Source organism: Yoonia vestfoldensis SKA53 (genome assembly GCF_000152785.1).
Lineage (GTDB): Bacteria > Pseudomonadota > Alphaproteobacteria > Rhodobacterales > Rhodobacteraceae > Yoonia > Yoonia vestfoldensis_A.
In genome coordinates, this window is the sequence record NZ_CH672414.1 from 732,061 (window position 1) to 755,116 (window position 23,056).

Annotated in this window: 23 protein-coding genes; 10 read left to right on the plus strand and 13 right to left on the minus strand. The window is 57.8% G+C overall.

Going from position 1 to position 23,056, the window contains the following annotated elements; all coding sequences use genetic code 11:
- Nucleotides 1-12: 12 nt before the first annotated feature.
- The 8 genes from SKA53_RS03660 (at nt 13) to SKA53_RS15640 (ending at nt 7,164) form a co-directional block, all read left to right on the plus strand.
- Nucleotides 13-1,824, plus strand: a complete 1,812-nt coding sequence (locus SKA53_RS03660) for a PEP-utilizing enzyme (protein ID WP_050752656.1) — start codon at nt 13-15, stop codon at nt 1,822-1,824.
- A gap of 54 nt (nt 1,825-1,878) precedes the next feature.
- Nucleotides 1,879-2,484 carry an HD domain-containing protein gene (locus SKA53_RS03665; protein WP_007204703.1) on the plus strand — a complete coding sequence of 202 codons (606 nt, stop codon included), beginning with the start codon at nt 1,879-1,881 and terminating at the stop codon, nt 2,482-2,484.
- A gap of 10 nt (nt 2,485-2,494) precedes the next feature.
- Nucleotides 2,495-3,934, plus strand: a complete 1,440-nt coding sequence (locus SKA53_RS03670) for an aldehyde dehydrogenase family protein (RefSeq protein ID WP_007204704.1) — start codon at nt 2,495-2,497, stop codon at nt 3,932-3,934.
- Complete coding sequence (locus SKA53_RS03675) at nt 3,931-4,542, plus strand: HD domain-containing protein (RefSeq protein ID WP_007204705.1); 612 nt, start codon at nt 3,931-3,933, stop codon at nt 4,540-4,542. The genes SKA53_RS03670 and SKA53_RS03675 overlap by 4 nt, the downstream gene beginning before the upstream one ends.
- 1 nt (nt 4,543) lies before the next feature.
- Nucleotides 4,544-5,305: an SDR family NAD(P)-dependent oxidoreductase gene (locus tag SKA53_RS03680; protein ID WP_007204706.1), complete on the plus strand. Its 762-nt coding sequence runs from the start codon at nt 4,544-4,546 to the stop codon at nt 5,303-5,305.
- A gap of 10 nt (nt 5,306-5,315) precedes the next feature.
- Nucleotides 5,316-5,630, plus strand: a complete 315-nt coding sequence (locus SKA53_RS03685; protein ID WP_007204707.1) for a 2Fe-2S iron-sulfur cluster-binding protein — start codon at nt 5,316-5,318, stop codon at nt 5,628-5,630.
- 3 nt (nt 5,631-5,633) lie between these two features.
- Complete coding sequence (locus SKA53_RS03690) at nt 5,634-6,863, plus strand: NAD(P)/FAD-dependent oxidoreductase (RefSeq protein WP_007204708.1); 1,230 nt, start codon at nt 5,634-5,636, stop codon at nt 6,861-6,863.
- A 163-nt stretch (nt 6,864-7,026) separates the two neighbouring features.
- Nucleotides 7,027-7,164 (plus strand): hypothetical protein, encoded by a 138-nt coding sequence (locus tag SKA53_RS15640; protein ID WP_207327916.1) that lies wholly within the window; start codon nt 7,027-7,029, stop codon nt 7,162-7,164.
- Between the two features lie 177 nt (nt 7,165-7,341).
- Here SKA53_RS15640 and SKA53_RS15380 read toward each other — a convergent pair whose 3' ends face one another.
- The 7 genes from SKA53_RS15380 to SKA53_RS03725 all read right to left on the minus strand — a co-directional run bounded on the left by SKA53_RS15380 (nt 7,342) and on the right by SKA53_RS03725 (nt 16,510).
- Nucleotides 7,342-7,773 (minus strand): hypothetical protein, encoded by a 432-nt coding sequence (locus SKA53_RS15380; protein WP_007204709.1) that lies wholly within the window; start codon nt 7,771-7,773, stop codon nt 7,342-7,344.
- Nucleotides 7,774-8,305: 532 nt separating this feature from the next.
- On the minus strand, nt 8,306-11,176 hold the full coding sequence (locus tag SKA53_RS03705) for a hypothetical protein (protein WP_007204711.1): 2,871 nt from the start codon (nt 11,174-11,176) through the stop codon (nt 8,306-8,308).
- A gap of 110 nt (nt 11,177-11,286) precedes the next feature.
- A complete protein-coding gene (locus tag SKA53_RS15815) occupies nt 11,287-11,487 on the minus strand; it encodes a helix-turn-helix domain-containing protein (protein WP_131494566.1) in 201 nt (66 codons plus the stop codon).
- 72 nt (nt 11,488-11,559) lie between these two features.
- Nucleotides 11,560-11,934, minus strand: a complete 375-nt coding sequence (locus SKA53_RS03710) for a hypothetical protein (RefSeq protein ID WP_007204712.1) — start codon at nt 11,932-11,934, stop codon at nt 11,560-11,562.
- A complete protein-coding gene (locus tag SKA53_RS03715; RefSeq protein ID WP_242601240.1) occupies nt 11,931-13,181 on the minus strand; it encodes a tyrosine-type recombinase/integrase in 1,251 nt (416 codons plus the stop codon). Before SKA53_RS03715 ends, SKA53_RS03710 begins: the two co-directional genes overlap by 4 nt.
- 623 nt (nt 13,182-13,804) lie before the next feature.
- Nucleotides 13,805-16,048, minus strand: coding sequence for a xanthine dehydrogenase family protein molybdopterin-binding subunit (locus SKA53_RS03720; protein WP_040482779.1), 2,244 nt, complete (start codon nt 16,046-16,048; stop codon nt 13,805-13,807).
- A gap of 3 nt (nt 16,049-16,051) precedes the next feature.
- Nucleotides 16,052-16,510 (minus strand): (2Fe-2S)-binding protein, encoded by a 459-nt coding sequence (locus tag SKA53_RS03725; RefSeq protein WP_007204715.1) that lies wholly within the window; start codon nt 16,508-16,510, stop codon nt 16,052-16,054.
- A gap of 183 nt (nt 16,511-16,693) precedes the next feature.
- Between SKA53_RS03725 and SKA53_RS03730 the strand changes: the two genes are divergently transcribed.
- Nucleotides 16,694-17,716, plus strand: a complete 1,023-nt coding sequence (locus SKA53_RS03730; protein ID WP_040482780.1) for an AraC family transcriptional regulator — start codon at nt 16,694-16,696, stop codon at nt 17,714-17,716.
- Nucleotides 17,717-17,744: 28 nt separating this feature from the next.
- On the opposite strand, the gene SKA53_RS14975 is transcribed toward SKA53_RS03730, so the two are convergent.
- From SKA53_RS14975 to SKA53_RS03750, 4 genes are all read right to left on the minus strand, one after another.
- Complete coding sequence (locus SKA53_RS14975) at nt 17,745-18,158, minus strand: MAPEG family protein (protein ID WP_007204717.1); 414 nt, start codon at nt 18,156-18,158, stop codon at nt 17,745-17,747.
- A 121-nt stretch (nt 18,159-18,279) separates the two neighbouring features.
- Entirely contained in the window at nt 18,280-18,693 is a 414-nt protein-coding gene (locus tag SKA53_RS03740) for a hypothetical protein (RefSeq protein ID WP_007204718.1), read from the minus strand.
- Between the two features lie 90 nt (nt 18,694-18,783).
- Complete coding sequence (locus tag SKA53_RS03745; protein WP_007204719.1) at nt 18,784-19,278, minus strand: hypothetical protein; 495 nt, start codon at nt 19,276-19,278, stop codon at nt 18,784-18,786.
- 43 nt (nt 19,279-19,321) lie between these two features.
- A complete protein-coding gene (locus SKA53_RS03750; protein WP_165474482.1) occupies nt 19,322-20,071 on the minus strand; it encodes an SDR family oxidoreductase in 750 nt (249 codons plus the stop codon).
- A 177-nt stretch (nt 20,072-20,248) separates the two neighbouring features.
- On the opposite strand from SKA53_RS03750, the gene SKA53_RS03755 reads away from it, so the two are divergent.
- Nucleotides 20,249-21,262 carry an AraC family transcriptional regulator gene (locus SKA53_RS03755; protein WP_007204721.1) on the plus strand — a complete coding sequence of 338 codons (1,014 nt, stop codon included), beginning with the start codon at nt 20,249-20,251 and terminating at the stop codon, nt 21,260-21,262.
- Between the two features lie 133 nt (nt 21,263-21,395).
- On the opposite strand, the gene SKA53_RS03760 is transcribed toward SKA53_RS03755, so the two are convergent.
- Together SKA53_RS03760 and SKA53_RS03765 are read right to left on the minus strand one after the other, a co-directional pair.
- Nucleotides 21,396-21,785 carry a hypothetical protein gene (locus tag SKA53_RS03760; protein WP_007204722.1) on the minus strand — a complete coding sequence of 130 codons (390 nt, stop codon included), beginning with the start codon at nt 21,783-21,785 and terminating at the stop codon, nt 21,396-21,398.
- A complete protein-coding gene (locus SKA53_RS03765; protein ID WP_242601241.1) occupies nt 21,785-22,822 on the minus strand; it encodes a recombinase family protein in 1,038 nt (345 codons plus the stop codon). The genes SKA53_RS03760 and SKA53_RS03765 overlap by 1 nt, the downstream gene beginning before the upstream one ends.
- Between the last annotated feature and the right edge of the window lie 234 nt (nt 22,823-23,056).

Genomic DNA, 23,056 nt, shown 5'->3' on the forward strand with positions numbered 1-23,056 from the left:
GAGGAGAAAAAAATGGACGTGACTACACCCATGTTTCCAAGTGCCTATGACCTCAAGGCGCCTGTCGGTGCGGAAGGCTGGGAGGACCTTTATCCGTATTATCTGAAATTCCAGCCCGCCTTGCGGGAAAAGGAAGACCAGAAATTCTGGTTTTGCGACAGCCAGCATTGGCCGAACCCGTTCAAGCCGTTTGATACGATGACCGTTGAATTTGCGGTTAAATGTCTGGGCCAGTATAATACGCGTCATTATCTTGTGCCGCCTGCGAACGGTGTCGATTACCGGATTCACAACGGATACGTTTATATGTCGCCGATTGGCGTCCCAGCCGAAGACATCGAGGCACGGATTCCGCAATTCATGGAACGTGCAGGGCATTATTTCCAGAATTGGCCGACCTTGCTGGAAAACTGGCACAAGAAGGTTAAGGCTAATATCGACGAGATGGAGTCAATCTCGTTTGAAAAGCTGCCCGCTGTGGTCCCTCTGGAATGGATCAAGGATGGTGTCGGTCTGGATAACACCACAGCCTTGACCGAAAACTATGACCGTATGATCCAGTTGATCTACCGGACTTGGCAGTATCACTTTGAATTTCTCAACCTCGGCTATGCTGCATATCTCGACTTTTTCGGTTTCATGAAAGGTCAGTTTCCGACGATCCCCGATCAGGCGATTGCCAAGATGGTGCAGGGCCACAACAGCGACCTTTTCCGCCCCGATGACGAGATCAAGAAACTTGCCCGTCTTGCCGTCGAGCTGGGAATTGCGGATGCGCTGAAAACCGGCTCTGTTGACGCGGCGCTGGCGGCTGTCGGTGCGCAAGAAAACGGCTCCAAGTGGATTGCGGCTTGGGAAGCGGCCAAGGACCCGTGGTTCAACTACACGACCGGCAACGGATTCTATTCAACGGACAAATACTGGAACGAGCATCTCGAAATTCCGCTGGGCTATCTGCGAGATTATATCGTGCGGGTTCAGGCCGGAGAAACGATCGAGCGTCCTATGGACGCGCTGCATGCCGAGCGCGACCGGATCGCATCGGAATACGAAGAAATGATGTCACCCGAAGCGGCCGAGGCATTTCAGGGCAAATTGGGGTTGGCGCGTACCGTGTACCCATATGTCGAGGATCACAATTTCTACATCGAGCATTGGTCAATGGGGGTTTTCTGGAAAAAGATGCGGTCGTTGTCCAAGTTGCTGCACGAGGAAGGTTTCTGGCCAACAGAGGACGGCATGTTCTATCTTGATCGCAACGAAGTGCGTGATGTGATTTTTGATTACGGCAATGCATGGGCAACCGGCGGTGACTGGGCCGGGCCAACCTATTGGCCTGACGAAATTGAACGCCGCAAGCGGATCATCGACGCCCTTGCCACGCAAGCACCGCAGCCCGCACTGAACAACCCGCCAGAGCTGATAACCGAGCCATTCACCATCATGCTCTGGGGGATCACGTCGGAGTCGATCAAGAACTGGATTGGTGGCGATGAGGACAGCGACGACCTTGTGGGTATGGCCGCAAGCCCCGGAGCCGTCGAAGGGATCGCACGTGTCATTCGCAGCCCCGACCAGTTGGATGAAATCCAGCAGGGTGAAATCCTTGTCGCACCTGTGACGGCACCAAGCTGGGCGCCGGTCTTTGGCAAAATCCAAGCCACTGTCACAGACATCGGCGGCATGATGAGCCACGCCGCAATTGTCTGCCGTGAATACGGATTGCCTGCCGTGACGGGAACCGGATCAGCCAGTTCAAGGATCAAGACAGGAGACAAAATCCGCGTCGATGGCAACACCGGCAAGGTCACGATCCTGAGCTGAACCAACAAGCGGGGCACGCAGTTGTTGCGTGTCTCGTACCTTTCGGAGGCGATCATGCTTGATACGACCCAAGATTTTGCACGTTACGACCCGGTCTGGCGCAAGGCCGAACCTTATATGAGGGCACGCAAGAACGACATCCACATCCCGCTTTCTTTTGCGTGGGCAGTGCGCTTGTTGAACGACTACAGCGATGCCGACCGTGATGTCTGCCTGCTTGCGATCCTGCTGCATGACATCGGATGGTATGCCATCGACATGGATGACATCATCGAAAAAGGGTTCTCTGGTCCCAACATGCTGCAATCGGATGTACGTTATCTGCATGAGGCCGAAAGCGTGAAGATTGGCACGCAGGTGTTACAGGCTACCGGCTGGAACGCCGATATCATCTCGCAAGTCTGTGAAATTATCGACGGGCACGATACCCGATTTTATCCGCGTCATCTGAACGACCGGATCGTGCGTGATGCCGACAAGCTGTGGCGCTTTGACGTGACCGGCATTGCCGTGGCCTGCGACTGGTTCAAACTAACACCGCACGCCTATGCAGACCGTCTGGAAGACCAGAAGGACAAACTCGAAACCGAGGTGGGGCGCGAATATGCTGCCCAAACCCTTGCTGCATCACGCAAAACATTGATGTTGCATGTGATTTAAGGAGCACGAGATGGATATGTTCATCGATGGGGCCTGGCGTCCTGCGACGGCTGGTGCGCGTCAGGATGTCACCGCACCGGCCACAGGCGAGGTTTTTGACACTGTACCGACAGGCGATGCCACGGATGCTGATATTGCCATTCAGGCAGCGGCGCGGGCCTTTGAAAGCTGGAAAAAGGTGCCGATGGTCGAACGTGCGCGAATTCAGAAAGCCTGCGCACAAGCCATGCGCGACAACGCGGAAACGGTTGGGGCTATCCTTAACAAGGAATTGGGCCGTCCCTTGCACGCTTGCGTGGCTGAAATTTCACGCTCTGCCGATTTGCTGGATGTTTATGCCGAAGAAGGTTTGCGCCTGACGGCTACGATGTCACTGGCTTCTGGAGCTGGTGAAAAGACCATCGTGACCCGTGATCCGCTCGGTGTGGTCGTGGCGATCACGCCATTTAACTATCCGGTTACGCTGCTGATTTTCAAACTGGGCGCAGCAGTGATTGCGGGCTGCACAATGGTCGCAAAACCTGCCGAAGACACGCCATTGTCGACCCTGATGCTGGCTGAGATTTTCCACAAAGCGGGCCTGCCTGCGGGCGTGTTTAACGTCGTGACCGGACGGGGCAGGGGGATCGGATCGGCGATGATCGAACACCCAATCCCGCGCAAGATTGCCTTCACGGGCGGCACTGCTGCCGGCAAGGCAATTGCTGCAGCGGCCACCGGTACGATGAAGCGTGTGACCCTTGAATTGGGCGGGCAGAGTGCGGCGATTGTCTGTGCCGATGCCGATCTTGAAACGGCCACAACTGCCATTGTGCGGCACGGTTTCGCCAACTCGGGTCAGTTCTGCTACCGCGTAAACCGCGTTTATGTTGAACGCCCTGTCTATGAGGACTTTCTTGCGCGTCTGACCGAGAAGGCCGGAAAGCTGACGCTGGCTCCCGCAGGGGGCGACGGCGATCTGGGACCATTGGTTAACGAAAAAATCTATTCGAACAGTGAAGTTCAGGTGGCCGACGCCCTTGCGAAAGGCGCGCGGATCGTGCTGGGGGGGGACCGAAAAACCGGTCAAGGGTTTGATGCAGGTTTCTACTTTCCGCCTACGATCATAGCTGACGCCACCCATAATATGCTGGTGCTGACAGAGGAAACTTTCGGTCCGGTGATCGGCATTTGCGCGTTTGACAGCGTATCCGAAGCGCTGCGCCTTGCCAATGACAACCGCTACGGTCTGGCTGGTTTCGTCTTTGCGGGTGATCTCGCCAAAGGGCTGACCCTTTGTGAAGGGATGGAGGCGGGATCGGTCTGGCTGAACGATATCCACCGGTCGTCCCACTACGTGCCCTTCGGCGGCATGAAAGAAAGCGGCGTCGGGCGCGAAAAGGGGCGCTATGGCGTCGAAAGCTATCTGGAATACAAGACCATGTATCTCAGCTATGAGGTGCCCGCATGAGTGCTGATACGCTTCTTTCGCGGGATATCCTTCTGTGGCATGCGGCCAAGGCGTTTCTTGATGTGCGATCGAATGATGTGCATACGCTGATTTCATACCGGCTGGCGCGTGCGTTGCTGGCAGAACACCCGGGCGTTGATGAGGCCATCGTGCTGCCCGCGATCCTGTTGCATGATGTCGGTTGGAAAATGATTGATCCGGCCTTGCTGAGCGATGCAGTTGGCCCGAATGCGACCCGTCCCGAATTGGTGCGCGACCATGAAATTTACGGCGTTGAAATCGCAGGCGATATCCTGCGCCGCCATCAGCCCGAAGACGTCGATAGTGATGCTGTGCTAGCGATCATCGACCGCCACGACACCTTGAAAGAGGCTAGTTCGCCAGAAGATGCGGTGGTCAAGGATGCCGATAAAGCATGGCGGTTTTCGCCGCATGGCGTCGCTACGATTAGCGGTTGGTTTGACTATGAAGCGGATGAAACGCTGGCAATGCTCGAGGATTTTGTCCTGCCGACGATGCTGACCGATGCGGGCCGGGTCATGGCCCGCGCGATGCTGGCCGCAGGGCGTGCGCAGGCGCAGGCCGATTATTATTTTAAAGGAAACTAGGATGTCGCAACTTGGCTTGAAAGACAAACGCGTTCTTGTGACCGGGGCGGCAGGCGGGCTTGGACGCGCCTTTGCCGAAGGGTTTGCCGCAGCAGGCGCGCGCGTTATAGTCGCCGACCTGAATGAATTGGGGGCGCAAGAAACCGTGCGCGCGATCAAAGCGGCCGGTGGGCAGGCGCATGCCGCAAAGGTCGATGTGACTAATGCGCAAAGCTGTGCTGCACTGGCGGATTTTGCCCAAAAGACCTTGGGCGGACTGGATGTCCTGATCAATAATGCCGCAATCTATGCGGGACTGGAGCGCAAGACTTTCACCGATATTGACGAAGCAGTCTGGGATAAGGTGATGGCTGTCAACGTCAAAGGGGTCTGGCAGATGACCCGTGCGGTCACGCCGCTGATGAAGACCGCAGGCGCGGGAGCGATCGTGAATGTCGCCTCGGCCACGGTGTTTTCAGGCTCGCCCCAATGGATGCATTATGTGGCATCCAAAGGTGCAGTCATCGCGATGACGCGAGCGCTTGCGCGGGAATTGGGTGATGACAACATCCGCGCCAATGTGATTGCGCCGGGCTTTACGCTGACCGAGGCCAGCCTTGATCTGATCGCGGATGCCGAAAACTACGGCGTGACCCGTGGCGCGCTGAAACGGTCGGCGGACGCAAAGGATATGGTGGGAACGGCGCTTTATCTGGCGTCTGACCTTGCGGGCTTTGTGACGGGACAAACCCTGATCGTCGATGGTGGCCGCCAGTTTAATTGAGGAGAGACCAATGACCAGACTTGTCTTCATCGAACCTTCGGGCAATCGCTGCGAAATCGACGCGGCGGATGGTGAAAGCGTCATGCAGGCCGCGACCGCAAAGGGTATTGCGGGCATTGACGCGGAATGTGGCGGGTCGTGCATGTGTGCAACCTGCCATTGCCTTGTTGTTGATGCCGTGAACCCTTTACCGGACATGCAATCAGCCGAGGCCGACACTTTAGAATTCACAGCCCACCAGATGCACGACAACAGCCGCCTGACCTGCCAGTTGACCGTGACGCCCACTATGGATGGCACCGTTTTCCAAGTGATCGGGCGCTAGGTCATGTCAGGCATCGTTATTATCGGGGCAGGTCATGCAGGGGTGCAACTGGCGGCCAGTCTGCGGGAAAATGGCTATCGTGACACGATCCGCCTGCTCTCTGGCGATCCGGATTTCCCCTATCACAAGCCGCCGCTGTCCAAGTCGTTCATGGCAACGGAAGATGCGGCACTTCAACCGCTACGGGGCGAAGCCTTTTATGCGCAAAACGCCATTGATCTGAGACTGGGGGTCGATGTGGCCCGGATCGACCGAAACGGTAAATCTGTCATCTGCGCGGACGGCGCGACCATCGACTACGACAAACTTGTCCTTGCCACAGGCACCCGCGCACGAAACATCACCGTGCCCGGTGCCGATCTGCCGCAGGTCTTTGCGCTGCGTACGGCGACGGATGCGCGCAGGATGCGTGATGCCTTGCCAGCGATGCGGCATGTGGTTGTTATCGGCGGGGGGTTTATCGGGCTTGAGGCCGCCGCGATGCTGTCGGCACGCGGCGTGCAGGTGGATGTCATCGAACTGGCGCCGCGATTGCTGGGGCGCGCGACAAGCGGGGCCGTGGCCAGCGCTATTGCCGACCATCTGACAAGCACCGGCGTCAGGCTGCATCTGAACCAGTCGATCAGCGCTATTGTGGCACAGGATGGCGCGGTTTTGGGCGTGCAACTGGGTGATACAACGCTGCCTGCCGATCACGTTCTGGTTGGAGTCGGGGCCATCGCGATGGACAATCTGGCCCAAGAGGCGGGGCTTTCGACAGATAGTGGAATCGTTGTCGATGGGTTTCTGGCAACGGATGATCCTGATATCTTTGCCATCGGCGATAGCGTGTCGTTCCCGCAAATACATCTGGGGCGGCAGGCACGGCTGGAATCTGTCCAGAACGCAACGGATCAAGCGCGCGCCCTAGCACGGACACTGACCGGACAGCCTGATCGCTATACCGCTCTGCCTTGGTTCTGGTCTGACATCGGTACTCTGAAACTGCAGATCGCCGGTTTGTCCGAACAGCCGGACCAGTTTATACAGACGCATGACACCCACGGCATGCTGAAGTCGGTTTACCATCTCAAGCGGGGGGAACTGATTGCCTGTGAAACGCTCAACAGCGCCGGAGAGCATATGCTGTCACGCAGGATGATTGCAGAAGGGCTAACACCCGGTCTTGCTGAACTTGCCACAGGTGATCTCACACAAATCAAGCTCGCCTATCAAAGGCTTTCCGATGTCTGATGAAAGCTCGAAAAGGCAAAAAGGACTCAAGTTAAAACACTGAAGGGGGCTTTATTGATGGCGTGGATGCCCGAGAGATCTACATGGCCTTTTTGGTTTTTTGCCAGACGTAAGAGTTCCCTTTAAGTCAACATAGGTTTCAATGCGGCGTATAGTAGGACGCATGTTCCGCATCGACAAAGATGAAAACTCTATCAAGCCGCTGAAAGCACGCGGCTTTTCCGAATTGGGCTCAAAGAGCGCCAGCATCTGCAGGAGTGGATTGCAAAGTACCCATCCTGCTTGCGCGAAGATCTGCTGATCATTCAGACAGAGTTTGCGGGGTTTTCCGATACGCAGGAGCGCCTGGATCTCTTGGCCTTGAACAAAAAGGGACGCTCAGGGACAGCCGATCGAGCCATCACCTTCACGGTTGCCACGTGGTTGACGCGCATTTGCTGCACATCGGTCTCTATCAGCCATTTTGCAGTTGTTTGCTTTAGATCACCCCATTCAAGTGTGCCTGAATGGCTTCGCCCACATCGACCAAGATAAAGTCCGCCGCAGCGAGCGCATCCAATGCAGCGTCGCGGGTGACAAACATGCCGGAATAGTCGTCCAGTTCGCCCCAGCTTGGAATTCCGACGATCACGCACTCACATTTGCCAGCTTTGAATTGATCGAGTGCGGACGCCAACGCAGCGTCATCGATTACTTTGATCAATGCCTTATGCTGGGCAACTGGGATCTTGAACGCGCGGAGGCGGGATATGATGACTGCCTTCGCCAGTGCGACTGTGTCGTATCGCTTGGTGTTGCCAACGCGGGTTCCATTGCCAAAAGGCAGGCTGTGTCGGTGCATCTCATTTGCAAATCTAGCCACTGACTCAAAACCAGCAGTGCGCGCCAGATCCTTTGCCGTGACTATCATGCTTCACCTCAATTTTGGTATTTAGAACAATGATTTTATTATACATTAAAGCACTCTTTACCCTACGGTCATTAGCGCCTCAATGTTGGGATTTGCGCAAAAAATGTCCGACCCTGCGAACACGTCTTGCCTCTGCGTACCCGCGACGTGCATCAGATCCAAAGGACCCGCGATGCCTGTCGTGTGACTACAGAAATAATGCGGTTAAGTGCGGCAGCCTCAGCCAAAATTCCATATGGCCCGATCATAATCGCCTCCGCTTACCCGCCTGTGTGTTCTCCGACGGGACCCGCTAACTGGGCTTCTTGGTCTGCCAGTTGTTCGATTGCCTGCGTCTCTTGGCGTAGGTCCTCTGCTGTCAGACGTAACTTGGTGACATAGATCGAAGTCTGTGCTGCGGTGTCGCCTGTAGCCCATTTGTCGAGAATGCCCTCCACCGCGCGCTCTACTCCCCTGCGGTCTCGTGTGTCTGTGGTGTATTTCATGGCTGTCTCGTTCGAGGGAATGTGGCGCCTCGCTGCGGGTGTGTCGGTCATAACCAACTATCGGGATCGAAAATATCATCTAAAGGTGAAGCTAGCGGGTTTGACGGGTTTAACGGGTTTAACGGGTTAGTTTCCTCCTCTCGATATACAGAGGGGGTCTCTGCCTTTTCCGTGTGACTGGGAAGAAACCCGTTATACCCGTTAAACCCGTTTTGTTGCTCTGTGGAGGCTTCGCCAGCTTGGACACGATACACGCGCGAGCCTGAACTCGCATCGGCCCGCCCGGTCAGGCGTAGGCCATGCACAATTCGGCCCTCTCGGAATTTTAGAATTCTGCCAAGACTTCGAACCGACTTCAGCGCCCGATCGCCTGCCAGATCGAGCAAAGCCGTTTCTATCGGCGTGTCGATCATTATGCCTTTTGCAACCGACTGTACCTCTTTGGCTGTAAACTCTGCAGTGTCGAATTGATCACGCAGTGCATCGAGTAGTGCAAATAGTGCGTCGGCCTCAGGATCAGCGGCCTGCGCCTCGCGCACAAGGTCCATTGGGTCGCCAAATTCATGCGGGCGCAACACACTGTCAGCCCAGCAAACGGTTTGCCTCACAAGATCATCCCACGCCTCGAATGACGCCAAGCGCCCCGGTGCGCGTTTCTGCGCATGGGTAAAGCGGGCACGGATCAAGACGCATGCGGGGGCCACCATTTCCACGCGGTGATCGAGTACCCATTGCAGCGGGTCCATATCGAATTGTCGCGCAAATGGTTGATCGGTTTCTGGATCGATCCGGCAAATAATGACGCGGCGCGGCAAGTCACCGGCAAGTGACAGATTGTTGCCTGTCAGGATCAACAGCGCTCGGTTTGGAATTCGGATCGCCTCCGACTTGCCCAGCACTCGATCGATCATTGCATCAGCCGTGATAAAGGCCGCCATGCTCGCACTGTCAAAAATGCCAATCACGTTATCCCAGATAAGCGCCTTGCCACCTGTGCGCAGTGCCGTAAATAGACGCTTGCGTGTTTCCTCATCATCGCGCCCTTGCGTGTGCGGCCATACATCCGGCGCGCGCCCTTCTATCAACGCTCCTACGCAGTTTGCCAGCAGCGTTTTGCCGGATCCTTGAATGGGTGCATCAAACGCAATCGCGGGCGCGGTCGGTAGCACCGGGCGTGTGACCGCTGTGAGGATCGCCGCCAGTAACGCGCCTCTTGCCGATGCATCCACAAAGGGAAAGGTTGCAAAGGGATACAATAGCGTTTTCACCGCACGGCTTGCATCATCGAGTGTCGGATTAATCGGCACGTCAGGCACATCGTCACCAAGCGGGTCAAAGAGCAAACGCGTTTCCGCGTCATAGCCGGGGCTTGTCAGCGCCGATCCATCCCGCCGGATCGTCGGCGCCGTGATCACGCCCTCGATCGGCTTCAGCTTGCGCCTTTCGCCCTGTGCAATGACTTGTTTCAGCAGTCCTGGCGGCGGGTCGATGTCAACTGGCACAACAATATCCCCTTGCTGCACGTATTTCCAAAATTGGGTCGTGTTCCCAAGGTGGTGCGCTAGGCCCGCTTCGCAAAGCGCATGCAAGCGGCCATCTTCGGCAAGCGCAAGCTGCCCCCCAAAATCATAGGTCACCGGATCGCGGCGCATGAGTTCGATCGTGGCGGTCGCGGCCTCGGACGTGTGGCCCTTCACCAGTTCCACTCGCGCAGGTGCGCGTTGCAGTCGATATGTTTTCCCGCCATGCGCAAAGCTGTGCAACGACGGGCACGCCTGCATAAGATACAGGCGGCCAACCGTCCGCCCGCCATCATAATCAGGCTCGATCGGGTCGAGGGTTATGCATCCGTGGTATTTGTTGCGATTGTTCAGCAAATCGCCGACTGTGACACTTATCAACCTTCCATCACGTTCAACCTGCACCACAAAGTCGCCCGCAAGGTTGCTTGTTTCCAATGCCCGTCGCGCGTTTTTCTCAGCGCGTTCGATCGCCTCTTTGTCACTTTGATCTGTCAGCGCCGTGATCTCTTTGACGCGTTCGGCCACCCAAACTTCTTTGACTTCTTCGGCATCAGGCTTTGCCGCGCTCTTTGCCTCACTTTTGATCGCGTTAAGCTGGTCGCGTTCTTGCGCTGTCAGGTCATAGAATGCGTCGCGCGTGTCGGTGGGCAATGCTTCGGCATTAATCAAGAATGGATCGCCTCGGCGTTGGTCCAGACCAGCACCACAAGCCGCGCCGCCTGCAAAGTCTAGCCGTGATTGCTGCCACACGGATGCATCGACTAGGGTTCGCTCCAGCATCGCCCCGCTTCTACTGATTTCGATGTGACCATAACCAGCAAGCCAAAGCCGATCGACAAGCACCTGTCCTGCACGGGGGATGTCGGCGGCGTCCTGCACTAGCATGTAAAGTCGCTGCCCTTTAACGCCACGCAATTCCTTTTCGCCTTGCCAGATACAAGAGGATGCAGACGGCCACCACAAGAGACCAGCATCGACCAGACCGGGCGCGGCTTTTCCGATCGCATGCACAAGGCTATCACGATCGAGCGGGTCACCATTAGCAGCGGGGTCATAGTCCAACATCATCACGCCTGCACCCTGGGGCCATACAAAGGCGTCGTTGGTGCGTGTTGTTGTTCCCTGCGGCTTACCAGAATCGGCAAAGGCCTTCCGAGTCATGACTTTGGTCGCTGCGTTGTTTGGCACGCCATAGACAAGCGCCTGTGCGGGTGTCAGGCTTTGTAGGATCGCCCCTAAGTCTGCCAGTGTTGAAAGTTCGCGTGTCTCGACCATGCCTTGCGATAGGTTGCCGCCCGCTTGCTTTAGCAGATCGCCACCTGCGCTCAAAGAAAACCCCTTGGAAAGCCGAGTCGGTTTGATCGCGGTAATGATGGAAAGCGTAGCTGTATTCATTTGAAAATGCCTCGGATATTTACCCGAAGACGCGCAGATGCTATAATACCTCACGATCTGCCCGACCGTATCAATACCTTTGCCCGTCCGCGCTGCCTGCGGGCGGGTTATTATTGCGCTGTGCGGTTTTTGTCGGCTGTGTTCAGCCCTTCGACGTCCCAGCGGCTCATCCGTCCAGAAAATTGAACAGGTGCTGGGATCTGGCCACGTTTGACCATTCGGTAAACTGTGACGCGACCGCATCCATATCGTGCGGCGACTTGCTCGGCATTTAGCCAGCGCTGTGTGGGTTGTGTGTTAGTGTCATGCATGGAAACTCTCCGGTTGCGTATGACACTGCTTAGGCAGTTGGACGCGAGCGCGGCAAAGGACAAACGTGGCTCTTATTTTTCCAAGCCTCTTTCCTTTTTAATCTTAGTCACCGCCTTGGTCACGGCGCCCGGCTCAATGTTAAAAATAAGTGCGATGCACTCATGACTGTCTTTTTGCGTCATTCCTTGGTCGGCGTGTATCTGTGCCAGATCAAAGATTTGACGGTCTCGTACCAATTTATAATGCTTTGACGCTTTGCCAGTCTTGTCTTTCACTACCTGCGCGCGCAGCACACTTGCGATGGTGCTGCCCATCTCTGGCGCACCGGGCCACTCCATCCTCTCTGCCGCTTCTGCCAGCAGTTCGATGTCACCGTTTGTCTGTCTCCCGTCTATCGTGGACAGATAGGACGTCCATAGGTGGCGAAATAGTTCCTCATCAGTCATGCGTCCGCCCCCGTCACAAAGTCATACAACCGCGCTGCGAGATCCGCGCGTTCTGTGGAAGTGTCACCGCGGCGATAGGCGGCGTCCAGCCCGCGCAGGCTGTGGTCACAGAACGCGTCTGCGATATGATCTGGCACAGGCGGCACTGCGGACCTGCACCAGCCCTTGATTGCGTTGCGAAAGCCGTGCGCCGTCAGGTCAGCGTCAAAACGCTTCAACGTCTTTCGGATAGCGTTTGGCGATATTGGCCCTGTCGTTGTCGGGCTTTCAAACACATGTTGCTGATCTGGTCCTTTGCGCAAGCTCTGTAGACGCCCCAGCAGCGGCTCAGGCAGGCGTAGGGCGTATTTGCGACCTGACTTCATCCGCCCTTGTGTGGTGCGGTCTGTGCGCGCTGGCACGGTCCACACGCCGCTGGCATCATCAATGTGCGCCCATTCCGCGTTTACTATCACACCGATCCTGTGCCCCGTCGTCATGGCTGTCAGGATCGCCAGCTTGGCGGTGTCGCTCGCGTCGGTCGTGCCTAACCATTGCCACAGCTCAGGCAGACGGTCATGCGCCAAGGTGCCGTGATGCTTAACCTCGCGTCGCGCGACCGCATCCGCGAAAGCCGTCTTGCGTGGCGTCGGGTCAGCCTCGATCAGCTCTTTGTTAGTTGCGCGGTCAAACACCGCTTGGATATGGCCCAAAGCGTGGCCAGCGGTGATAGGCTTTTCTCGGAATAAAGGTTCCAGCAGGTTGAAGATTTCACGCCGTCTGATTTCGGTGATCGGCCTATCGCCTAACACCGACTTGATATGGTGCAGGTGGATCGCCTCAGGGCGTCGGCGGCTGGGGCCGTCTTGCAGCTTGTGTTTGCGTCCCTCGTGCCATTCGGTCCAAAGTTCGTGATATGTCGGCGCGCTGGTTGCACCAAGATCGGCAAAGCCAGCAAGCACCTCGCCTCTGACCACGGCCTCAAGCTCTGTCGCTGTGGTTGCGTTGGCGAACCCACGGCTCAGCGCTTCGACGCCAAAGCCTTCGCGTGCCAACCGCTTGGCCACCGTTGAAAGCTCGCGCGCCAGCGCAAGGGTCGTGTCAGGATAGTCACCCAGCTTGATCCACGTCTTTGCCCGAAAGTAGAAAGCCTTTGTCCCAGTTTTCCATCCGCGAACATAGAGGCCTGTCCGACCACCTGTGCCAATCGCCTCGCCATCTTTCGTCGGCTTCCACCGACGGATCGCCAGATCTGTTGCTAGTGTCATCATGCCCTCTGTGGATACACTGTAGATACACAAACAGCATGACATTTACAGAATCAGCAGGCAACACTTAGATACAAAAACGCACAATATGGACTGTTTTACAGTAGGGTAGGGGGCGTTTTAGTCATAATAATAACGTGGGTATCTCTCCCTGTCTGTCCGCCACTTACACTTGCCGAAACCGACGATGGGCCCTCATGGGGCCCTTTTTTCTTTTGGTTTCAAAGGGGTTTAGGTGCGGCAACCGCCCTTCGGAGACTGCTAAAACGGTCAAAATTGGTCTCTGAACCCCATTTGTCTCTAATCGACCGCCCTAGGACTGCAGGAGGACGCTTTAAAAATAGTGTTTGATTGCAGAGTCTTGGCGTTTTTCGTCGAGCGCCCTTTTCGAAAGTGCAACCGATAGCACGATGCGTTGCGTATCCGGAGGGCGGGCACAGGGCGGTCGATATGGGCGGAAAGCAGTCTTTCGAGGCCATCGACGCGGCCGAACTCTCAGGGAGCAAAGCGGCTTGTCGCTGATCACGTTGGTTATTTAGGCCCCGCGATGTGAATGGGAGGATCAAACGGCGGTCATAAAGTTCATCCGGCTGGGCTGATCAAAGACATGCGCACAAGAGCCCTTATGCGAACTCCACCGATCTGCTGAACGGCATTTCGCGCAAGCGCTGGCCCGTCGCGGCAAATATGGCATCAGCCAGTGCCGGGGCCGCCGGGGCCGTTGCGGGTTCACCCAATCCGCGGACCTGTTCGGAGCGCTCTAAAAGCCGTGTGTGGAACAGCGGCGTCTGGTGCAGGCGCATCCCTTCAAACGTATGGAAATTGGTCTGCTGTACGGCGTGGTTTTCGTAGGTCAGCTCACAATTCATCGCGTGGCCTAGGCCGAAGATGGCTGCGCCGGTAAGCTGGGCCTCGGCGTTGACCGGGTCAAAGACAGTGCCGCAATCGGCGGCGATCCAGACCTCGTCGATGCGGATGCCACGGTCTGTCATGGTCACGTCAATGACCTCGGCCACGGGCACGCCATGGGTATGGGCAAAGGCAATGCCCCGCCCGCGTCCCGGCCCTATATCGGCACCGTTCCAGTTCGACATTTCGCCCACAGCCTCCAGAACGCGGCGACTGTCCGCGTCGGCGATCAGACGCAGCCGTTCCTCCAGCGGGTCAGCGCCGGCGGCGTGGATGAGTTCGGACAAGAAGCTTTCGTGAAAGAAGCTGTTGGAGCAGGCCCCGGGCGAACGCCATGAGCCAATCGGCATCATCGGCGGCGCGGCATAGCCTGTCACGCGGTAGTTGGGGATGGCGTAGGGCTGGTCGAAGGCACCCCAGACCAGCAAAGTGTCAGGCCCCGGTGGCACGATGAAGATGCGTCCGAACCATGAGGAGACAAGTGAAGGGCTGATGCTGTCAAGGTCATAGGCCAACACGCGACCATTCCCAACGGCACCCCGGCCAACGGCCAAGTGCAGGGGACGAGGGAAGTCGTGGGTCATGTCCTCTTCCCGGCTCCATGTCGTCTTGATGGGTGTGCCGGGCATTGTGGCGGCGATCTGGATCGCATGCACTACGTAGTCATGGTCGAGCCTGCGCCCAAAACTTCCGCCAGCGGGCAGAGCGTGAACAGTGACCCGGGATGGATCGACACCAGTCAGCTCCACCGCCGCGTCACGCACCACAGCGGGGATCTGCGTCGCAGTCCAGATCTGCACCCGCTCCGCCTCGACCAGCACGGTGGCGCTAAGGGGTTCCAATGCAGCATGGGCCAGAAACGGCGAACGGTATTCGGCCTCGATCACCGTGGCGTCCGCAAGCGCTGCTTCAACATCACCATCGTCGCGCAAACGGCTGTTGCGGAACGCGTCCGTACGAGCATTAATCAGCGCTTGCCACATTTCGGCGGAACTGGCGGGATATTCAGGGGGCAACCAGTCGACCTCCAGCGCCTGTGCCGCCTGAAACGCGAACCAGGTGTTGTCGGCAATCACTGCGAGCCCCTCGTTCACCTCGACCACCGACCGCACGCCTTGCATCGTAAGAGCGGCATCGGCGTTGTAGCCTGCCATGCCACCGCCGCGCCCAGGGTTGGCGCGCACGGTCGCGTGCAGCATCCCGGGCAGCACTACATCGATGCCGAAGTCCTGTGTTCCAGTGGATTTCGCGACAATATCGAGCCGCTGATAGGGCTTGCCCAAGCGCGTCCACTCGGAGGCAGGGCGAAGTGTCACGTCAGTAACTGGCTTAATAGCTGCTGCCTGTGCCGCAAGATCGGTGTAGGGAATGCCCGTGCCGTCGGGCAGAATGACTTGTCCGTTTTCAGTCCTCAGGTCGGCACGCGGCACACCGGTGCGGAACGCAGCGGCGGCTTTTAGGGTCTCGCGGGCGGTAGCACCCGCCATGCGCAGTGTCTCGTGCAAATCCGCAACCGAGGACGAACCGCCGGTGAACTGCGAACTGGTCAGTCGTGCGACATTGCCCATCAACTCGCGCACCGTGCTGGCTACGAAACCGTTCTCCCATGCTGGGAAAGGCAGGCTCTCGGCGGCCACGGTCCCGTTGAAATAAGCCTGATGCGGCTGGCCAGGGTCGAGTGTGGCGGTGGCCGGGTCTATGTCCAACTCCTCGGCGATCAGCATGGCCTGGGTCGAGGCAATGCCTTGGCCCACATCTGCGCGAGGCACGATGAGTGTGATGCCCTGTGGCGTGATCTTGACGAAGGGTGTCAGTGCGGCCTCTCCCTCAGCCAACCCCTCAAGCAGAGGGTTTGGCGTTTGGCGCGTGACGAAATAGGCCCCAAAAGCCACCCCACCGAGAATAGAGGCGGACCCGATTAGGAAACTGCGGCGGGCAATGGTTCTAGCGCGTCCCATAGCTCACACCTCCCGCATTGCGCTGGCGGCAGCGTGGACGGCGGCGCGAATGCGGGGGTAGGTCCCGCAACGGCACAGATTGCCCGACATCGCGGCGTCGATGTCCTCATCTGTCGGCTGCGGGTTGCGGGCCAGAAGGTCAGAGGCCTGCAGGATCTGGCCAGACTGGCAATAGCCGCATTGCGCCACCTGATGCTCGATCCATGCCGCTTGGATGGTGTGTAGCGCATCAGGCGTGCCCAGCCCCTCGATCGTCGTGATTTCGCCCCAGACATCGGCCAGCGCCACTTGGCAGGATCGCACCGCCTCGCCGCCGATATGGACAGTGCAGGCGCCGCATTGGGCAATGCCACAGCCATATTTCACGCTGGTCATGTTTAGACCGTCCCGCAGCGCCCACAAGAGCGGCATGTCGTCGGGCAGGTCCACCGTATGATCGGTGCCGTTGATCGTCAGGTTCATTGCGTTCTCCGGTCGGCTGGTGGATGAGGCTTGCGTTGCGATGTCCCCAATCTAGGCCCGTCGGCGCCACTCAGCGATATGCATATGTGGTCAGGTGCATGCAAAATGGGTCAGGCGGTATTCACGGGCTGGCCCCGCCCAACCGTCCGTGGCATTGAGGCAGGGACTTGAGAGTTTGGGCGCATGAATCAATCACCAACCTATTCCCTGTTCATGGCGACGGAAGTGGCGTGCCGCATCCTCGGCGTTGATCCACAGGTGATGCTCGAGACCGCTGGCCTTGGCGAATTAACGCCCGGCAGGTCCGAGGCGCGGGTGACGGCGCAGCAGTATTTCGACTGCTGGAATACGATGGAGGTGCTGTCGCCGCGCCCCGATTATGTACCTTATCTGGGCGTTGCGATTTCACGCGGGCCTGTCATCCCTGTGTTCTTCACACTCTCCTGCGCCCCCGACATGGAAACCGGCCTCAGGCGTTTGGCGCAGTTCAAGTCCTTGCTAGGTCCGACCGTCATGCGGGTGTTCCGGGATGGCGATTTGCTGCGGCTGGAATACGAAAGCGTCGATGCCCGCGTTCCCATGCCGCCGAGCCTTGGCGCCCTGCAACTTGTGGTCGCGGTCGAGAATATTCGCGGAGCGACGGCCCATCTGGTCTGCCCGGTTGCAGCGGGCTTCGATGGATCCGATGAGGAACGGCACATGATCGCCGGGCATTTAGGCATCATGCCCGAGCGGTCACAGGCCGCCTATGTGGCCTTTGCGCCCGAGGATGCCAAGCGCCGGTTTATTTCCGAGAACGCCACCCTTTGGGCTGATGTCGAGGCTGATCTGAAGCTTCAGCTGGCCGCTCAGAACGATCGCCTTCCTATCGCCGATCGTGTGCGTGGGGCCTTGGTCGATCTAATGCCCGCAGGACGCACGGGGGCCGAGGATGTGGGACTAGCTCTGGGGATCAGCCGCAGCACCTTGCAGAGGAGATTGCGCGAGGAAGGCACATCCTATCAGGAGGTGTTGGACGCCATGCGGCGCGACCTAGCGATCCGGTATCTCACTAAGACCAGCCTGCGCGCCGACGAGATTGCGAATGCCCTAGCCTACCGCGATGCCAACAGCTTTTCGAGAAGCTTCCGCAAGTGGACGGGTCTCTCGCCGTTGGCGTTCCGGCAAGCGGACAACGAGTCATCCGTTTCGGGGGAATCCGGATAGACCGGTCTTCGTCTTCACTGGAGCCATGTCACGGCAGAGCTCCGGGCACCTCGACAAGAATTCCGATCGCAAGCGCCGGAATGGCGAAAAAGCTGGGCAACCAGACCAAAGTGCGCGCGACCGGAATGCCAAGGTAGAAGACCGGAACATAGACAAGACGCGAGATTATGGTCAAAAGCGCCGCGCCGCTTGTCCATTCGTTCGACACACCAAGGCTGACCGCAAGAAGGGCAAGCGGCATATACATGATCGCCCCTTCCTTAAGGTTTGCCAGCGTCATGTCGATCCGCCGCCCCACCGCCCCCATGCCCGGCTGTACGCCTTCGCGGTTAGAGAATCCGAAGGCCAGCCCAGCGGTGAGGCCGGCATATGTACCCTGCACCACGACGGCCCCAAAGATCAGGAGGCCGTAGATCAAGATGCTGAGAGTTTCTAATGTCATGGGGTCATACCTCGGTGATTATTTTCGATATATTTCAGGCAACCATTGAGAGCTGGTCATGAAGGGGCAGCGCATGAAGGGGCAGCGCAAAAGTAATGAGGAGCCAAAGGATGTTCATGCATCAGACCCGGCCCTTGAATTCGGCGATGACGTCCCGACGAAACAGGAGCGCGAGCGCCACCAGCTGGAAGCCCATGAAAAGACCGATCCCAACATAGACGGTCGCGGCGGAGGCCATTTCGACCGGCATGGGGCTGATCATCTGCGTGATGAGACCTTGGGAATAGTCGAAAGCCCCCACGGCGTTGTAGGCGACGAGCGCACCCCAGATAGCCACGCTGCGCCGTGTCCAGAACAGGTAGAGCATGACCGGCAGAGCAAACCCGATGATCGTATCGCTTAGCCATGGGCCAAACCAGCCATCCGGGGCGATGCCGCCGAACATCTGCAATTCTGGCAGAAAAAGGATCGTTTGCGCCCGGAATATCGTGGCACCCATCAGACGCGTGATCGCCCATTTGATCGTCGGTGTCATGTAGAGTGCCTTCCAGAATGTTTGATCACCGCCAGCCTTGCGAATACGGAAACGGTCAGGACGGTCGCGGCCTCGGCGGTTGTGAAGGTATCATCCCGTTACCAGCCGGTAGAGAACGAAGACCTCTCCGAGCACCATGGGAGCCGACAGCAGAACCTGAAACAGCCAGACGACGCCCATCTTCTTGTTCCAGAACTGTTCCTTGATGAAAAACCGTTGGATGACGGACATGTCGATCAGGCAGGTGATCACGAAAATCCATGCCAGCGTGCGCACTGTGGTCTCGGAAAACCCTTCGAGGATCGCGAAGGTCAACAGCACCTCCGTAAGCGAAACCAGCAGATCACCGACCGCGATCTGGACCTTGGCTTTGTGACTGATCCCCGCGTCCAGCTGCCCGGGCATGACAACGGTCGCACCTATGAACCGAAACATGTGCAAGACAGCGACCGGCAGGGCGGCCACCGCAAAGTCGGCCCGCACGATGTCGGGGAAAAGCCATCGACACAAGATGATCGTAGATACAAGACTGATCGATATCTGAACATTCATGACCAGTAGGTTGCGGCTTGGGGACAGGGACATTGGTGTCTCCTTGGATGGCTGGACTGGGCGAGCTGCCGCGAAATTAATGAAACTCGGTCTTTGCGAATTGCCGAAACAGAAACGCGGGCGCGATCCGGCTCATCAGCTTGATCTGACGCGATTGCCCAAGCAGCATCACCGTCTGGTTTCGGTGCAAACCGTTCAAGATATCGCGCACCAGGTCCGCAGGCTTCATCTTCTTGAAGTTGTTGGACTTGAGCACCTTTGCCATATCGGTATCGACAACGGGGGGCATGGCCTCGAAGACCGTGATGCCGTGGGGCTGCAGCTGGTGGCGCAAAGTTTGCGCACAGTGATGGATCAGCGCCTTGGTGCCGGAGTAGACCGGCGTTCCGGGTGAAGCGACAAAGGCGATGCCCGATCCGATGAACAGCACAGCGGGTTGCGCGCTTTTCTCCAGCAGCGGCAAGGCGCGCCGTATGAGGGTCAGCGGGGCCGTCGCGTTGATCGCGATCTCGTTCTCGATCTTTTGCAGGGTGTCGGGATCGTTCTTGAAATCATAGGCCAGGAAAATGCCCGCGTTGTTGATGAGCAGATCAAGCCGTCCATGCTGCGCCTGAATATCTGACAGGATCCGTTCCTGATCCTCTGCAACCGTCACATCTCCCGCGATCGCCTGCGCGCCGGTCAGGCGCGCGGCCTCGGAAAGCCTACCCGCGTCGCGCCCGCAGATAATGACGGTGTTGCCGCGAGCCACAAACTGCCGAGTCAGCTCAAGGCCAATGCCCGAACCGCCGCCGGTGATAAGGATGATCTTCGATGTCAGGTCCAAGTCAGGGTCTCCTTGTGACAATGTCATCATCTACTTAGGCGTGTTGGACAGTCCACTTCCACCGCTTGTGACTTGCAGATCGCGTCAATGACTTGCAAATTGTCTCAAGGCCATTGCGGGATATGTCGCCAGCTTTTCTACTGCGTCCAGCGGACCCCCCGTGCGAAAGGTCACCCGATGCAAAGCCACGAGCGATCCCCGATCTATACATCCGCCATCCTGTCGGGCCCGATCTGCGGGATGCTGGGTATCAGATGGGAAGAGGTTCTGACCCGTGCGGGCATCATTGCGACCGAACGCAACGACCGGGCCTTTCTTGTTTCTGCCGAAGAATACCTGCGCCTATGGGCCGCGATCATGGAACTGTCAGGGCAGCAAGACGTCTCGAAGCTGCTTGGGCTACGGATGGCGGGCGGTCCTGCTATCCCGGTCCTGTTCGCACTATCCACCGCGCCGGATTTCGAAACCGGCATCATGCGCATGGCGAAATTCAAAAGCTTGTTCGGGCCGATGCAATTCGTCCTGTCGCGCAGCGCGTCCGAGTTCACCGTGCGCGTCACCCCGGACGTGGCCACAGCCCCCTTGCCTGGAACATTCAGTAGCCCCCAGATCATCTATCTGCACGCGCAAGCCAATGCGCTGGCGCGTCATCCGATCCGACCGCTGAGCGTGTGCCTGCCGCTGCCGCAGGACGAGCGCGAGCGTCTGGCAGACGTCTTCGGCCAGGTCCCCCAGCATGGCGACGCCATGTTGACCTATGCCCGCGCCGATGCACGCATGATATTCATATCCGCAAACACCGAGCTTTGGGAGGCCACTGAGGCGGACCTTCAAGCCCAGGCGATGATTCAGTCTAAAGGCTTACCCCTGTCCGAAAGGGTTCGCGCAACGATGCTGGAGGCGTTCTCGATCACCGAACCCAACATCGCCCACGTTTGCGGTCGCCTGAAGTTGAGCCGGAGCACCCTCTTGCGGCGTCTGGCCGATGAGGGGGCGACTTTTCAGATGCTGCTGGACGAAACGCGAAAAGATCTTGCGATCCGATATTTGCTAAAAAGCGACATGAACAATCAGCAAATCGCGCACCTCGTGGGCTACCGTGATCCCAACGCGTTCCAGCGTGCCTTCCGGAAATGGACCGGAACGACTCCTCAAGCATTTCGCACAGTTATTACACAGTTAGACGCGTAAGCAGCGCAAGTTACTTTAGCGCTTCAGAAGTCCGCAGATGTATTCAATTCTCTGCGGCAGCGCATATCGGCTATTCAAAATGTCGCCGCAGGACGCAATTGCTGTGTCGACTGTCCGCTATGGGCCGATTGCGTTAATTCCGTGCTCCAAACACCACGCCGGCCTGATCCGGCCATGGCAATCCCGCGCACTCCGACAACTGCATTACGGTCACGGCGGAAACCTCCCGCCCAAACACCAACCGTTTCAGCACCTCCGGTGCCAGATAAGCCAACCTTAGCTGCCTGCTAACATGGCGCTCTGCGAGGTTTACGGCGATGGCCAAATCCCGAACGGTGCCGAACTCGCCGGCCTCCATGCGCCGCCGCCAAGCCCAAGCGCGGCCAATGGCACGCAAGATATGCGGATCTTGGGTGTGATCCTCGCTGGGCAAGTAGTCGTCAGGTGGCAAGATCTTGGGCCGCCCGTTTTTCTTGCGCACTTTGAGGGGCACAAAAATCTGGATGGTGCCGGGCGCCGCCATCACACTGCGGCCTCTAGCCGGCGCGGTGTCATAATGTCCCGCATGACGCCAGCAATAGCGTCGGTGCGTAAGTCAATAATGAGCCCTTCAGCTGTTACCGTGACGCGGCGCACCAGTAACTGAAGAATACGGGCCTGTTCGGCAGGGAATAGATGCGCCCAGAGTTCCGGAAACTGCCGCAAGGCCGCAATAGCTTCAGCCTCGGTAATGTCGTCCCTGTCCAATTTGGCGATCACTTGCGCTGTGGTTTCGGGTGTGCGCAGGATGCGTTGGATTTCATTGACGACCGCGCCTTCTACTGTATCGGCTGGCAATCGCTGTGGAATGCCATCCTTGGGCGCTTCACGGTTCTTCAGGAGATCCATGGAAACATAATAGCTATACCGGCGTGTGCCTTTCTTGGTGCTAGAGGGCGTCATAGCCGCGCCGGTCGCGGTGAACAGTATTCCCTTGAGCAGCGCCGGCGTTTGCGTACGGCTGTTGTTTGCCCGCATGCGGGGGCTTTCACCTAGGATGTCGTGGACTTGATCCCAAAGCCGCGCGTCTATTATGGCGTCATGCTCGCCTGGATAGGCTGTGCCTTTGTGCACGGCCTCGCCGCGGTACACGCGGTTGTTGAGCAGGCGGTAAAGATAGCCCTTGTCGATCAGCGTGCCCTTTTTGCTGAGGACCCGTTCTTTGCGTAGATCTCTCGCCAAAACGGTGGCCGACCCGACTTCAACAAAGCGGGTAAAGATGTGCACGACGGTGGTCGCCTCTTGGGTATTCACCACCAGCTTACGGTCGCGTACGTCATACCCCAGGGGTATGTTGCCGCCCATCCATATCCCCTTCATGCGCGACGCTTTCACCTTGTCACGGATACGCTCGGCGGTGACCTCACGCTCGAACTGGGCAAAGGACAGCAGAATGTTCAGCGTCAGCCGTCCCATTGATGTGGTCGTGTTGAACGACTGGGTGTCGGCGCTGAAATATGGCGAATGAAAGTTGGCCTTTGCCTGATCGTTTGCTGCATCATGAAACCCTTTACCTGTCACAGAGTGAAAATTTCGGACGCCGCAATCACCCCCGTTTTCGCTCAATTATGGGGTCAGCCGGTGTATTGATCTGGATCAGCGGGTTCGCATCCGATGGGTTGGTTTGGGAGTTTGCGCCTGCCAGGCCGCTACCTGGCTCAAACCATCTCATGTGGTTCCTGTCGGTGATCTTGGACAGCGCTGCTGGCGCGGATGCGGGCAGGGCATCATGATCGAGATCAGTGCCGTGCGGGA